This is a genomic window from Marinobacter sp. V032 (assembly GCF_052645435.1).
Genome location: NZ_JBQXYE010000001.1, coordinates 1323167 through 1337087 on the forward strand (window position 1 = coordinate 1323167; position 13921 = coordinate 1337087).

The 13921-nt window shown below is 58.2% G+C and carries 13 protein-coding genes; 1 reads left to right on the forward strand and 12 read right to left on the reverse strand.

Annotated elements, in window-relative coordinates; translation table 11 throughout:
* The first annotated feature begins 375 nt into the window (after window positions 1-375).
* Entirely contained in the window at window positions 376-936 is a 561-nt protein-coding gene (gene sodC, locus ACUN9X_RS06050) for a superoxide dismutase [Cu-Zn] SodC (RefSeq protein ID WP_445472482.1), read from the forward strand.
* 24 nt (window positions 937-960) lie between these two features.
* On the opposite strand, the gene gntR is transcribed toward sodC, so the two are convergent.
* From gntR to ACUN9X_RS06110, 12 genes are all read right to left on the reverse strand, one after another.
* A complete protein-coding gene (gntR, locus tag ACUN9X_RS06055) occupies window positions 961-1959 on the reverse strand; it encodes a gluconate operon transcriptional repressor GntR (RefSeq protein ID WP_445472483.1) in 999 nt (332 codons plus the stop codon).
* 39 nt (window positions 1960-1998) lie between these two features.
* Complete coding sequence (locus tag ACUN9X_RS06060) at window positions 1999-2505, reverse strand: gluconokinase (protein WP_445472484.1); 507 nt, start codon at window positions 2503-2505, stop codon at window positions 1999-2001.
* 1 nt (window position 2506) lies between these two features.
* The gene (locus ACUN9X_RS06065; protein ID WP_445472485.1) at window positions 2507-3823 is read right to left on the reverse strand and encodes a TRAP transporter large permease; all 1317 of its coding nucleotides are present in this window, start codon (window positions 3821-3823) and stop codon (window positions 2507-2509) included.
* Entirely contained in the window at window positions 3816-4400 is a 585-nt protein-coding gene (locus ACUN9X_RS06070; protein ID WP_445472486.1) for a TRAP transporter small permease subunit, read from the reverse strand. Before ACUN9X_RS06070 ends, ACUN9X_RS06065 begins: the two co-directional genes overlap by 8 nt.
* 98 nt (window positions 4401-4498) lie before the next feature.
* A complete protein-coding gene (locus tag ACUN9X_RS06075) occupies window positions 4499-5509 on the reverse strand; it encodes a TRAP transporter substrate-binding protein (protein ID WP_445472487.1) in 1011 nt (336 codons plus the stop codon).
* A gap of 213 nt (window positions 5510-5722) precedes the next feature.
* Window positions 5723-7159: a PepSY-associated TM helix domain-containing protein gene (locus ACUN9X_RS06080; RefSeq protein WP_445472488.1), complete on the reverse strand. Its 1437-nt coding sequence runs from the start codon at window positions 7157-7159 to the stop codon at window positions 5723-5725.
* 167 nt (window positions 7160-7326) lie between these two features.
* Window positions 7327-7761 (reverse strand): DUF2946 domain-containing protein, encoded by a 435-nt coding sequence (locus ACUN9X_RS06085; protein ID WP_445472489.1) that lies wholly within the window; start codon window positions 7759-7761, stop codon window positions 7327-7329.
* Between the two features lie 3 nt (window positions 7762-7764).
* Window positions 7765-8697, reverse strand: a complete 933-nt coding sequence (locus ACUN9X_RS06090; RefSeq protein WP_445472490.1) for a cation diffusion facilitator family transporter — start codon at window positions 8695-8697, stop codon at window positions 7765-7767.
* A 92-nt stretch (window positions 8698-8789) separates the two neighbouring features.
* The gene (locus ACUN9X_RS06095) at window positions 8790-10589 is read right to left on the reverse strand and encodes an ABC transporter transmembrane domain-containing protein (protein WP_445472491.1); all 1800 of its coding nucleotides are present in this window, start codon (window positions 10587-10589) and stop codon (window positions 8790-8792) included.
* Between the two features lie 61 nt (window positions 10590-10650).
* On the reverse strand, window positions 10651-12171 hold the full coding sequence (locus ACUN9X_RS06100; RefSeq protein ID WP_445472492.1) for a DHA2 family efflux MFS transporter permease subunit: 1521 nt from the start codon (window positions 12169-12171) through the stop codon (window positions 10651-10653).
* Window positions 12168-13289, reverse strand: coding sequence for an HlyD family secretion protein (locus tag ACUN9X_RS06105; RefSeq protein WP_445472493.1), 1122 nt, complete (start codon window positions 13287-13289; stop codon window positions 12168-12170). Before ACUN9X_RS06105 ends, ACUN9X_RS06100 begins: the two co-directional genes overlap by 4 nt.
* A complete protein-coding gene (locus ACUN9X_RS06110; RefSeq protein ID WP_445472494.1) occupies window positions 13286-13750 on the reverse strand; it encodes a MarR family winged helix-turn-helix transcriptional regulator in 465 nt (154 codons plus the stop codon). The genes ACUN9X_RS06105 and ACUN9X_RS06110 overlap by 4 nt, the downstream gene beginning before the upstream one ends.
* Between the last annotated feature and the right edge of the window lie 171 nt (window positions 13751-13921).

Genomic DNA, 13921 nt, shown 5'->3' on the forward strand with positions numbered 1-13921 from the left:
TGTGAAGGCGGCGCATCATCCCGGCAGTCAGCGGGCACCAGGCTGTGACGATTGTGGATCGGCATAGGCGAAGTAACGTGTTGTTCCCAGTTTATGTTGGTTGCTAATGATCATAGCGCCCTGATCAGGCGCTGTCTGCCTGTCGCATAGTGGGAGGAGGTTATGGTGTATCGAGTAACCAAACCGTAATCGCACCTCTTAAGCCCAGTGTTGCCGCTGGTTTCAGCGCTTTTTCAAGGTGTCGCCAGGGTCGTTCTGGTTGAGTATTCCGGACGGCGTGTGCTACCAAAGTAGGTACGGCAATCGACATTTCGGCGCTCGATTATCAGGGCCTGCCGTGGCTTTGAGTGAGTGTCCGGTTAAGGAGCTGCTGCTATGAAGATCCATCAGTGGAAATCAGACGTTCTCAAGGCGACAGGTATTGCTGCAGTGCTTGCGCTTTCGCCCGCCGCCGCGTATGCCGGTATGGGGGATGATGACACCCTGGCTGTTCGCATGTTCGAGGTAAACGATGAAGGGTCCGGCGAATCCATCGGTACCATTCATATTCAGGAGTATGAAGATGGCGTGCTGTTCAAGCCCGATTTAAAGGGTCTCGAACCTGGGCTTCACGGCTTTCACATGCATGAAAACCCAAGCTGCGATCCTGCTGAAAAGAACGGAAAAATGACGCCCGGTGCAGCCGCAGGCGGGCACTACAATCCGGATAACGGTGGCCACAACGGGCCATTCGCAGAAGGTCACGAAGGGGACCTCCCGGCGTTGTATGTGGATGAGGATGGCAATGCAACTCATGACGTGTTTGCACCGCGACTTGATGACGATGATCTCAAAGGGCACGCCCTGATGATTCATGCCGATGGCGACAACTATTCCGATCAACCCAAGCCTCTTGGCGGCGGTGGTGACCGGGTAGCCTGTGGCGTAATCAAGTAGCAAGATCGACCGTCGGGGTACTGACTAGAGTGTCTCACCGGTCTCGATCCGGTAACCCAGATCTATCATCTGCTGGGTTGCCGGCTCGCCTTTCATTCGCTGAACCAGTTCCCGGGCTGCGCGCTCACCCAGCTGTTCCCTCGGGGTGATCACACTGGCGAGCCTGGGTGTCATTACCTGGCCCACATCGTGGCCATGGAAGCCGGCGATGGCCATATCGTCCGGCACACGGATACCTCGCCGTACACACTCAAAATAGGCGCCGATGGCGATGTCATCGTTGGTGCAGAATATGGCGTCGGCATCCGGGTGTTCTTCAAGCAGTTGGGCCATCAGCGTCGCGCCAACGCTGTAAGACGAGCGCAGGTTGGTTCGCAGGGCAACCGGTGGCAGTCCGTGCTCTTCCATCGCGCGGGTATAACCCTCCTGCCGCTGCAGGGTTCGGGCATCCAGTCGGGCCGCGAAATAGGCGGTTTGGCGATGTCCCCGCCGAATCATTGCACTGGTCATGTCGTAGGCCGCGGACACGTTGTTAAAGCCGACCGCCTGTTCGAATGGCTGACTGTGGGTGTCCATGATCTCGATTGTGGGGATCCCGGCGGTTTCAAGCATCCGCAGGGTTTTGGGCGTGTGCTGTGATTCCGACAGGATAACGCCATCCACGTTGTAAGAAAGCAGTGAAGAGAGGCTGCGTTCTTCCACCTCGGGGCTGTAGCCGTAGTGGGAGAGCATCAGGTGATAGCCGGCAGGCTCGGTGACCTGTTCGATCCCCTTGATCACGTCGGCAAACACCTGGTTGGTCAGGGAGGGCAGCAGGATACCAATGGCCCGGCTGGTGGATTTCGACAGTATATCGGGGCCGCGATTGGGGATATAACCCAGCGATTCAGCGACCTCGAATATGCGCTCCCGCATCTTTTCGGAAACGTTCTCGCCGCCGCGCAGGCAGCGGCTCACCGTCATCTTGGTGGCCCCTACCTGATCGGCGATATCCTGTAGTGTCGGTCGTCTCTTCTTTACCATGCTGGGTTTATCCGTGCGCCAGATCTTTGAGTGCGGCGCCTATGATACGTCATTGGGCAAGGTGAGTGCTGATAGGCACCGGTTCAGCACATCCTCCGGAGAGGCGGCAATATCGACAATGATGGCCTCCTCTGCTGATGGTGCTTCCAGCAGTTCGAACTGGCTTTCCAGCATGCTGCGGCCGTTGAAGTAATGATCCTGCCGTTGGGTGTGTCGGGACCAGATGGTCTCGAAATCACCGTCCAGATAGATAAACCTCAGGGCGCTGTCGCCTTTGCGGAGCTGATCACGGTAGATCCGTTTCAGAGCCGAGCAGGCCAGCACCAGGCCTTGCTCGTTGCGGATCAGCGCCGCCAGATCATCCAGCCATCCGCGCCGGTCGTCGTCGGTCAGTGGAATGCCGCTGGCCATTTTCTCGACGTTATCCGGGCTGTGATAAGCATCCGCGTCAAAGAAGGGCGCGCCCAGTTTTTCGCTCAAGCGCTCACCTACGAGGCTTTTGCCACTGCCAGAGACGCCCATGACGACAATTTTGGGGTGTCTCATATCATGTCCACCATAACGCCAGTTGCGGGAAGATAATCAGCAACGCCAGCGCCACGAGTTGCAGGGCGATAAAAGGCATCAACGAGCGGAAAATCTCACCCAGCGAGATGTCCTTGGGCGTTACCGTTTTCAGGTAAAACGCGGCTGGCCCGAACGGTGGTGACAGGAACGACACCTGCATGTTCATGCAGAACACCACGCCGAACCAGATAGGGCTGAACCCAAGCTCGGTCACGATCGGTACAAAGATCGGCATGGTCAGCAGGGCGACGCCCACCCAATCGAGGAACATCCCCAGAATCAACAGGATCAGCATCATGAACAGAATGGTGCCCATGGGATCGCCGCCGCTGACGGTGAAGACCATATCGCGCACAAAGTCGATGCCACCCATCAGGTTATAAACGCCGACCAGCGCGGTAGCGCCGATGCCGATCCAGATGATCATGCCGCAGATCCGCAAGGTGCTGATGGTGGCTTTCTTCACCATATCGACGCTCAGTTCGCCCCGGATCAGGGTGCTGATGGCGATGCCCAGCACGCCCAGTGCCGAAGCCTCGGTAACCGATGCCACGCCACCGTAGATGCTGCCCAAAACTGTAATCACCGACAGAATCGGAAACAGCAGGGCTTTAAAGAAATTCGGAGCGGGGGTTTCGGGTTCGCCGCTGTCAGACGGCAGTGGTGCCATCTTCGGATTCAGCCAAACGCGGATCAGTACGTAGCCCATGTAGAGCGCCGCCAGAATCAGGGCCGGCAGCAACGCGCCCTTGAACAGGTCACCAATCGACACGTTGGCCGTCAGGCCATAAATGATCAGTACGATGCTGGGCGGTAGCATGGTGCCCAAAGCGCCGCCGGCGCAGGTGGTGCCGATCGCCAGTTTACGGTCGTATCCCAGGCGTAGCATCTGGGGGAGAGCCAGAATGCCCAGCAATACGGTTTCACCGCCAATGACGCCGGACATGGAGGCCAGGATAACCGCCACGATCAGCGTTTGGATGGCCACGCCACCCCGCAGCTTGCGTGCGACCCGGGCCATGGCATCGAACAAGTCACGGGCGATGCCGGAGTGATCCAGCAGCGAGGCCATCAGCACAAACATCGGCACTGCGAGGAAAACGTAATTGCCGATAAAGCTGTAAAGCCGGCTACTGACAATCGGCAGTGCGTCGGGACCAAACCAGCCCAGTGCAAAGGTGAGGGCAACAAGGCCGGTGGCGAAAGCCAGTTGCATGCCAGTCAGTAGCAGCAGGATAAGCAATACCAGCATCAACAGGCTGCCGTAGCCGATGCCAATGGAAGCGAGTTCAAACATCAGGCGTCTCCCCGCTGGCACGCAGGTCGCGGATCAGGTGCAGCACAAACTGCAGGGTCAGCACGATCATCGCGATGAAAATGATGACTTTCAGATAAGCGGGAAAGGGCGGATTCCAGGCCGACCCGGAGGTTTCCAGCCGCATCGCACCCCAGGGTGCAACGACCGCGTCTTTCGCCATAAACCAGGAGGCGTAGACAATCATGCCGCAGAACGCGAGCCCCAGTAGATGGTGGACAATCCGCAGCCAGCGTTGGGTGCGGGCAGACACCGCGTCGTAAATCAGTACCACGCGCACATGCTTGTCCGTGGCCAGTGCGTAGAGCCCGCCGAATACGAACAGGGAGGCGCCCAGAAACGTGACGGTTTCGTGAACCCAAAGAGTAGGGGAATCAAACAGGTAGCGACGTGCGATCTCATAAACCGAGATCACCACGATCACAGCAAAGATCAGGCTCAGTTTTCGGCCCAGCCAGACAATGCCGCGGTCGAGGGCCGAAAAGCCCTGATCGTCATCAGCGTTGGGAACCGGTGATGCACCACGCACCGGAATATCGGGATACGGATTTTCAGACATGCAGCAGCCTCCAGGCCTGCCGTCATATCAGAGGATGACGGTCAGACCATCGACAGGTCGTTTAAACGGGAATAGAGGAAACCTCAGCCCGGGGTGTCTTACAGGAGCCCCTGGGATTCGAGGAACTGGGTCACCGATTTATAGACTTTCTCGGCATTCGGCGATTGCTCGGCATAGGTTTTCCACTGCTTGCGGGCGATCTCACGGAACTTCATGCGTTCTTCATCGGACCAGTTGTGGATCGTGATATTCGGATCTTCACGCGCTTCCTTCACGGCTTTCACATCTGCGATCGCCAATTGGGTGCTGATGTCCTTGGCAAAATCACGGGCCGAGGTGGTCATGATTGCCTGAATATCCTCCGGCAGCTCGTTCCACTCTTTCAGGTTCATCGCAATTTCCAGCAATGGCAGGGAGTGGAAACCGGGATAGACCGGGTGCGGGGCAATCTCGTTCAGACCCGCTGACTGGTTGGTCGAGAACACCGTGTAGTCTGCGGCATCAATCACGCCTTTGCTCAGGCCCGTGTATACCTCAGAGCCCGGCAGGTTGACGGGTGACGCACCGGCCGCTGCGAATACAGACTGCACCAGACCTTCAGGCGCCCGCATCTTCAGGCCTTTGAGATCTTCAACGCCATCCAGCGGTTTTTTGGATACAAACGATTCAAGGCCAGTGCCACCACCGCCGACAAACTTCACGCCGTATGGCTTGTAGAGCTCATTCATCAGCTCGTAGCCGCCGCCGTAATTGATATAGGTGTACAGCTGGTCGGGGCTTGACCAGGCACCCACAGTATTACCAATCAGGCCGAATGCAGGGTCCTGACCCGAGAAATAGCCGGTGACGGACACATGCCCATCGAGCACGCCCATCTTCATGGCCCCAAGTGTCTCGGTGTGGCTGACGACACTCCCCACCGGCAGAATAGTGATCTCGACACGACCGCCGGTCATTTTGCCGACGCGTTCGGCCCATTCCTGCTGGATATGGAAGTTCTTGACTCCGGAAGGATCAGACGACTGGAACTTGAAATTAAAATCGGCCGCCATGAGGTTCATGGCAAATGTAGCAGAGAGAAATCCGGCCACTAGTTTAAGCGGGGTCATTATCAGGTCTCCTGAGCATTGTTGTTTTTGCGGCACATGTTACCGGTAACATTGGCGAGTGTATGGCATGAAAAACGCGCATGCAAGAGCGCTGAATGACAGAGTGTTAAGGGAGAAAGCGACGAAATGCGAGTTCGCAAGGCGGGCTGAAGGCCTCCGGCGAAACCGTTTTCGCCGGAGGATCAGCAGGATAACAGTGAAAGGGCGTGCGGGTCAGGAGCCCTTAATGGCGTCCTGTTTCCTGCCCGCTGCCATTAGCACAACATCAATGATAAGAAAGGCCGCAAGGCTGACGCCCATCACCGGCAGGAACCAGCCCAGCGTCGCCGCCACGGCGATCAGAACAACAAGTGCAGCGGGTGGAACCCGAAGCAGATGGGTGGTCAGTCGACCGGAGCTGCTCTGTTTCGTTGGCCGGCGCGTCCACCACATCCGGTACCCCAGCACGATCAGGGTGCACAGGCCCAGCGCAAACGCCAGCAGCGCCAGCTGATTGGGTAAACCCCACATCGACCCCATGTGAATATCAATGCCCCAGCGGGTGAGTTTCGCTGCAATCGGGAAATCGGCAAAACGCGCTTCGCTCACCACCTCCATCGTGTGAGGGTTGACCGCAACAGAGTCCACTTCGGTGGGCCAGCTACGGTTGATTTCCCTCACGACCCAGGCTTTATCCGGAGATGTCGCCGGGCGAATTTCAAGCAGGCCCGCTTTGATGTCGTGCTGGCGGGCCGTCGCCAGGACCGAATCGAACAGACCATCATTTGCGCTCATGGCTGGGGGCGCCGTTTCCGCTGGCGCGTGATCCCCGTGATGATGCGCATGACCGCCCGCTTCCGGTGCAGTCGCTGTGATATCCGTGTTGACGCCCGGAGTGCCCCAGCCAAGCGCCGCGCGCATTTGACCAATGTTGCCGCCCGCCCACTGCGACCAGGTAAGCCCTGTTACGGACAGAAACAGCAGCCCTATCAAGAGCACCATGCCAAGCGTCGAATGCCTGCGCCGCGTGTTCTCACGAGCGGGGTTCATAGCTGCCGCCTGGGCGACTTGCTTGCGCTTGCGCTGCCGGTTAATCCAGAGAATCAGGCCACCCAACGCGACGATCCATAACCAGGATGCCGCCAGTTCGCTGTAATGTCGGCCAACATCACCCATATGCAGGCTGCGATGCAGGTTATCGATCCAGGTTCTTAGCGGCAGCGCGCCGCTGGTGCCATAAACCGCAAGGTTACCTTTGACCTCAAGGGTGATGGGGTCAACAAAAATGGATCGATGCTCGTACTGGGTCAATGTCGGATCATTAAACATTACCCGGGTGGTGTCGCCCGTTGCGGGCGCCGGGCGCACAGCCGCGAGCGATGCATCCGGCCCGACAACCTCTCGGGCGACGGCGATCTGCTGTGCCAATGAGGCCGGCGTGCCGGTGCTGACGCCGGTGAGGGCATCGGCATACATCAGTTTCTCGATCTGCGGCGAGATCGCATAGAGCCCACCGGAGAGGGCGGCGATAAAGATGAAAGGGCCTGCCAGCAGCCCGATATAGAAGTGCAGCCGCAGCAGTAACGGGTAGAACCAGCGCTTGGCGCCTTGTTGCGCAGATACCGGGGCATCCGCATTGAGCCCGTGTGAAAGGGTGGATTCCTGGGACATAAAAAGCCTCTGAACCATATGCAAAACAGAATGCGTCAACACAATCAGCACACACCTGAATGGGCGAAGGCTTACGAATAAGCCGCGCTCAGGTGTTGTTGTGTTGGGTGAAAGCAACGGGTTGCTAGGGTGTTGAAAACGTCGCGTATGACGCTTTCAACACCCGCTTATATGGTAAGGCCGGGAGGCGCGCGTCCCTGGGCAAGTGCGTAGGCGGCGGGCGTTGAATAGCCGCGCGTGGTGGGAATAGGCGGATGGATGGCGCCCCAGATTGTCGGCGTGGCGATAACCAGCGCCTGGGGTGCCAGCGATGACGTATGAAACAGCAGTGTGCAATAGCCGCAGGATGCATGCAGCAATTGCGGCTGGCCGGATGCATCCGCCGATACATGATGCCCAGAATGGGTGTCGTGCAGGTCAGGCTGTGCCGGCGATGCCAGGCACATGGCGTAGGCCGGTTTGGCAAATGCAGCCTGAACATTGGATATCAAGGGGCCGGCAAAAAGCAGCACCATCGACAACAGCGCGAGCCATGCGGAACGCTGGCGCTGACGTCGATCAAAGCCCAGCAAGCTGGACGGCGTGTTGCAATGCGGATTCAACGGTTATTCCACCTTCGGGCTGGCGGCGTGCGCCTTTAGCGACTCGGCTTCAACGAACACCCGCTTGACCTGCGGGTACGCCTGCTTGATGCGCCCGTCCAGATCTGCGATCACGTGCTCCAGTTCGGCCACCGAGTTTTGCTGGGTAAATTTCACGCTCAGGTTAACGAGCACGAAGTCGGGGCCCATGTGCATGGTCAATAGCTCGTTGACCTTATCGATCTGTTGCGTTTCAGTCGCGATCTTTCGAATACCGGCTACCACCGGTTTGTTGGCAGCTTCACCGATCAACAGGCCTTTGGTTTCGTATGCCAGCCAGATCGCGGTACCACCCAGAATCAGACCGATAATCACCGAGGCTGCGCCGTCCATCCAGTACATGCCGGTTTGGTCAGCCAGGAAGATACCGATCATCGCCACCAGCAGGCCGATCATCGCCGCAGAATCCTCGAACAACACCACAAACATGGTGGGATCCTTGCCCCGGCGAACGGCTTCAAAATACCCCCACTTGCCTTTTGACCTGGTGAATTCGGTAAACGCGAAATACCAGGCGGCCCCTTCAAACAGTATGCCCAGCCCCAGTACGATGTAGTTTACCGTCGGATCGCCGATTGGGGAGGGATGGATGATGTGGCGGACCCCTTCGTAAATCGAGATGCCCGAACCCACGGCAAAGATCAGAATGGCGACCACGAAGCTCCAGAAATAGATCTCCTTACCATAACCAAACGGGAATCGCTCATCAGCCGGGCGCGCGCTTTTTTTCATGCCGTAGAGCAACAGGACCTGGTTGCCGGTATCCACCAGCGAGTGAACCCCTTCTGAAAACATGGCCGAACTGCCGGTCATCACAGCTGCAACGAACTTGGTGCAGGCGATCAGGAAATTGCCGCCGAGCGCGGCGTAGATTACTTTCTTGTTGGAGCCTGCCATAAAAGGTGTCCATTCCGGAGTGCGTTGCGTCCCGTCAGGATAGCGCACAATTCGAGTATTTTTAGGTGTAAATGCCATGCTGGCACAGGATTTTATTGCGCCGGTATGTCTTTGTTTTCCGCCTCAGGTTCCTGAAACTGCAATGCGGCCAGGCGCGCATACAACGGATCCGTTTCGATCAGCTGCTGATGCGTGCCAATCGCCTGGATACGGCCCTGATTCACCACCGCGATCCGGTCCGCATGTTTTACGGTTGCCAGGCGGTGAGCAATCACCAGCGTGGTGCGGCCGGCCATCAGCTTCGGCAGTGCCTGTTGGATCAGGTGCTCGCTTTCGGCGTCCAGGGCGCTGGTCGCTTCGTCCAGCAATAACACGGGCGCATCGGTCATCAGCGCCCGGGCAATGGCTATGCGTTGCTTCTGGCCACCTGACAAGCCGAGCCCCGCATCCCCGAGCCGGGTGTCGTAGCCTTGAGGTGCAGCTTCGATAAAATCATCGGCGTAGGCTACGCGGGCAGCGGCTTTCACAGCGTCCATCCCGGCATCGGGTCGACCGTAGCGAATGTTATCGGCAATGGTGCCAAAAAACAGCGCCGGATTCTGCGATACAAACGCAAAGCACCGTCGCAGGTCGGCCGGGTCCAGTGAGCGTATATCCAGACCTTCCAGCAGAATCCGCCCTGATTGCGGATCAAAAAAACGCAGTAACAGATCGAACAAAGTGGACTTGCCTGCACCTGACGGCCCCACCAGTGCCAGTGTTTCGCCTGGGCGTATCACCAGGCTGATGTCGTCTATCACAGTAACGTCGGGGCGACCGGGATAGGCAAAGCGAAGCTGCTCCAGCTCGATCTTACCGGTGATGGTCGGGGGCAGAGTGAGCATGTTTTCGGGTTGGGCGGGAGGGGTGATTTCGCTTTCGGTTTGCAGCAACTCGATGATCCGCGCAGCAGCGCCCGCCGCACGCTGAAGTTCGCCGATAACTTCACTGAGCGAACCGGCGGATGAGCCGACAATCAGGGCATAGAAGACGAAGGCCGCCAACTCGCCTCCGGTGATGCGACCGGCGATCACATCCTGTCCACCGACCCAGAGCATGGCACCGACTGCGCCCAGAATCAGCAGAATCACGATGGCGATCATCCAGGCCCGTTGGCGCACCCGGATCTTGGCGATGCTGAAGGCCCGGTCGGTCACGTCTGCAAAACGGGTCGCATCCTCGCTTTGGTGGTTATAGGCCTGAACGGTTTTGATCTGGCCCAGTATTTCGCCGACATAGCTGCCAACGTCGGCAATTCGGTCCTGGCTCAGGCGTGAGAGCTTGCGTACCCGCCGGCCAAAAATCAGAATCGGCGCGACGACCAAAGGCACGGCCAGCATCACAATGCCGGTCAATTTCGGGTTGGTGATAAACAGGAGAATGATCCCCCCCACCAGCATCACCAGATTGCGCAAGGCCACAGAAACCGTGGAGCCGATGACGGATTGCAGCACGGTGGTGTCGGTGGTCAGCCGTGACTGGATTTCCAGCCCCCGGTTGGTCTCAAAGAAGCCGGGATGCAGAGTGATCAGATGATCGAATACCTGGGTTCGGATATCCGCCACCACCCGTTCGCCCAGCCAGGACACCAGATAGAAACGGGCAAAGGTGCCGATTGCCAGACCGGCCACCAGTACGAAGTAGAGCATGACGGACTGGTTCAGCAATGCTGGTGAGCCGGTCACAAAGCCCTGATCCACCAGCAGGCGAATGCCCTGGCCCAGCGACAATGTAATGCCCGCGGTAAAGATCAGCGCCAGCAAGGCACCGACGACCGCTTTGCGGTAAGGCGCGATAAAGCGGACCACCATGGACAGGGCAAGTTGGCGTTCGGTCTTTGTGGTCTTGGCCATCGGTATTTCCTTCAGGCGCTTGTCGGGTGAAAGCGCGCTGATTATGCCATCTTCAAGCGCGCTATGGTGCGGATTTCGACTGGGAACGGAACAGGAACAGCAGCGGCATCGAAGCCACGGTTACCCAGGCCATCAATCTGAAATCGTTAAGGTAGGAGATGGTGGCCGCCTGCGCATTCAGGGTCTGGTCGAGCAGCGCCATGCCCGTGGCGCTGTCAGTGGGGATGCCGCCGGGCAGCGTCATGGCCTCAAACGCAGGCCGGAACGGGTTCAGAAACTCGCCAAGCACGGCGTGGTTAATCTGGGTGTTACGTGCGACCAGCGTGACCATTACCGAAATACCAATCGAACTGCCGATATTACGCATCAGGCTGAACATCGCAGTGGCCTCGTTGCGGTAGCGGGGCGCCAGAGTGGCAAAGCTGATGGTACTCAGGGGCACAAAGATAAAGCCCAGCCCCAGCCCCTGAATAATGCCGGTGCCGACCAGTGTCGCCATGCTGACATCAGTGGTGAATTCGGCCATCTGGAACAGGCTGACCGATACCAGTGTCAGCCCCAGAAACACCAGTGCCCTGATGTCCACCCGGTTCACCAACCTGCCGACCAGCATCATCGCGATCATGCTGCCCAGCCCCCTTGGGGCCAGCGCGAAGCCGGTGGTCATTACCGGATAACCCATAAGCTGCTGGAGAAACGGTGGCAACAAGGCAAGCGTGGCCAGTAGAATAATGCCCACCATAAAGATGAAGATCAGACCAACCGACAGGTTGCGGTCGCGGAAAAGCCCGGGTTCCAGGAATGGCGCCCTGGCCGTCATCATATGCACCAGGAACATCGCCAGTGCGGTGCCGGCAAGGGCGGTTTCCAGCATGATTTCAGTGGAGGCAAACCAGTCCTGGCTCTGGCCCCGATCGAGCATCAGTTGCAGTGCGCCGATGGCAATCGCCAGCAGGGTGAAGCCGAAAACGTCAAAGCTGCGTTTGTCTTTCTCGGTTTCCGGCACGAAAGCCCAGATGCCCAGTAGTGACAGAATGCCGACCGGCAGGTTGATGAAGAAAACCCAGCGCCAGTCCAGTACCTCCGTCAGATAGCCGCCAAGCGTAGGGCCGAGGATGGGGCCTATCATCACGCCCACACCCCACATGGCCATTGCCGAGCCGTGCTGTTCTTTGGGGTAGGTGTCCAGCAATACCGCCTGGGACAATGGCACCAGACCGGCACCGAAAATACCCTGCAGCAAACGGAAAGCCACCAGTTCGTTCAGGTTGGTGGCGATGCCACACAGAACCGATGCAATGGTGAAACCGGTAACGGAGAGCAGAAACAACTGACGCCGGCCAATCCGCGCCGCCAGAAAGCCGGTCAGCGGGGTGGCGATAGCGGCCGCGACAATATAGGACGTCAGCACCCACGAAATCTGCTCGGAGGTGGCCGACATGCTGCCTTGCATATGCGGCAGGGCAACGTTGGCGATGGTGGTGTCCAGCGCCTGCATAATGGTGGCGAGCATGATCGAAAGGGTAATCAGGCCTCGCAGATTCTTTGCAGAACGTGGCGCTTTGGTCGCAATAGCGGTCATTCCGGTGTGACTTCCCCGGCATGCGCTTCGCCGACGAAACCGCGCAACCAGTCAACCAGCGCGATGTGATGCCCTTCCGGATAACCGGTATCGACGCTGACAGATGTACTCATGCCGGCGCGCAGTGCAGGGGCGTTATCGGTGGAATCGAACCGGATACGCACAGGCACCCGCTGCACCACCTTGACCCAGTTTCCTGTCGCGTTCTGTGCCGGCAGCACTGAAAACTCGGAACCTGTGGCCTGGGCAATGCTTTGCACGGTGCCTTCGAAGGCTTGGTCAGGATAGGTGTCCACTTCAATTTCCACCTTCTGGCCCGGCACCATGCGAGTCAGCTCGGTTTCCTTGAAGTTGGCCTCGATCCACAGGTCCCGGTTGCCCACCAGACTCATGATCGCAGCACCGTTTTTGGCGTAGGCGCCGGGATCGGGTGTTTTGGCGGCAATGCCGGCGAACGGCGATGTGATGCGGGTACGGGCCAGGTCCAGCTTCGCTGCATTCAGGCTGGCCTGGGCGGCCTGATAATCCGGGTGTTCCGCCAAGGGCAGATCTAGACCGCCACCCAGCGTTACTTCAATCCGCTTCAGATCGCGACTGATCGCATCCTGCTGCCGTTCGGCTGTGGCCAGCTCGTGGTGATAACGGGCCAGGTCTGATTGGGATGTCAGGTTACGTTTGGCCAGCGCCTGCTGGCGGTTGTATTCCTTTCGGGCAAAGGCCACGTTCTCTTTGGCCAGTTCGAGTTCCTCCTGGCGGGTGGCATAACGCGCCTTGAGGGTGCTGATGGCGTTCTCCGCCTGTCGCAGTTGCGCCTCGGCACGGGCCACTGCAATTTTGTACGGGGCCGGATCAATCTGAAGCAGCAGGTCACCGGTGTTGACCGCCTGATTTTCTTTGACCAGCACGCTGCTGATACGCCCGCTGACTTCCGGCGAAATACTGATCATGGGCGCCCGGATATAGGCGTTCTCGGTACTGATATAGCGCCCACTGAAGACCGAAAACAGAAAAATGGCCAGTGCCACGGTTGCCGGTATCCCAATCAGCAATGTGCGTCTGAGCCAGCGTTTGCGGCCCTTTGCCGGAGCCTGTTGCTGTGTGTCGTCTGAAGAACTCATTGGGGTGTCTCCTGGGATTCCCCGCCGCACTGCGACAGGTTGTGTCTGATCCGGGTGAGCGCCTCGTAAAGCGCCTCCTGTTGTTCGGTGCTCAGGCCATTCAGCGAATGGTTGCGGGTCTTCTGGCCGAGGGTGCGGAGTTCCTGCAACAGCGGGTGAGCCTCGTCCGTCAGAAACAGACGATGGACGCGTCTGTCATTGGGGTCAGGGCGACGGACCACGCAACCACGTGCTTCCAACCGATCAATATGGCGGGCCAGCGATATGGGTTGCAGGTCCAGACTGTCTGCCAGCGCAACCTGACTGAGGCCTTCTTCCCGCGCCAGGCAACTGAGCACAGCCCACTGGGCACTACTCAAACCAAGGTCCCGTGCGCGGCGGTTGAAATCCCGGCGCATAAGCCTGGACGCCTCCGCTATCAGGATCCCGATCTGGCTGATGTGGGCATTGGATTCGTTCATTTAATTAGCAATATCACATATAGTAAGCTGTTATATAGGTAGCATACTAAACAAAGTGAAAAATGAAAACAGGAGCAGTAGGTGTGCTGATATCACATGCGGAAAGCGGCCGCGGGGCGGCTGGAAAAAGGGAGGCAGGAAACCGCTGCAGGCAGAACGCCCGCAGCGGGT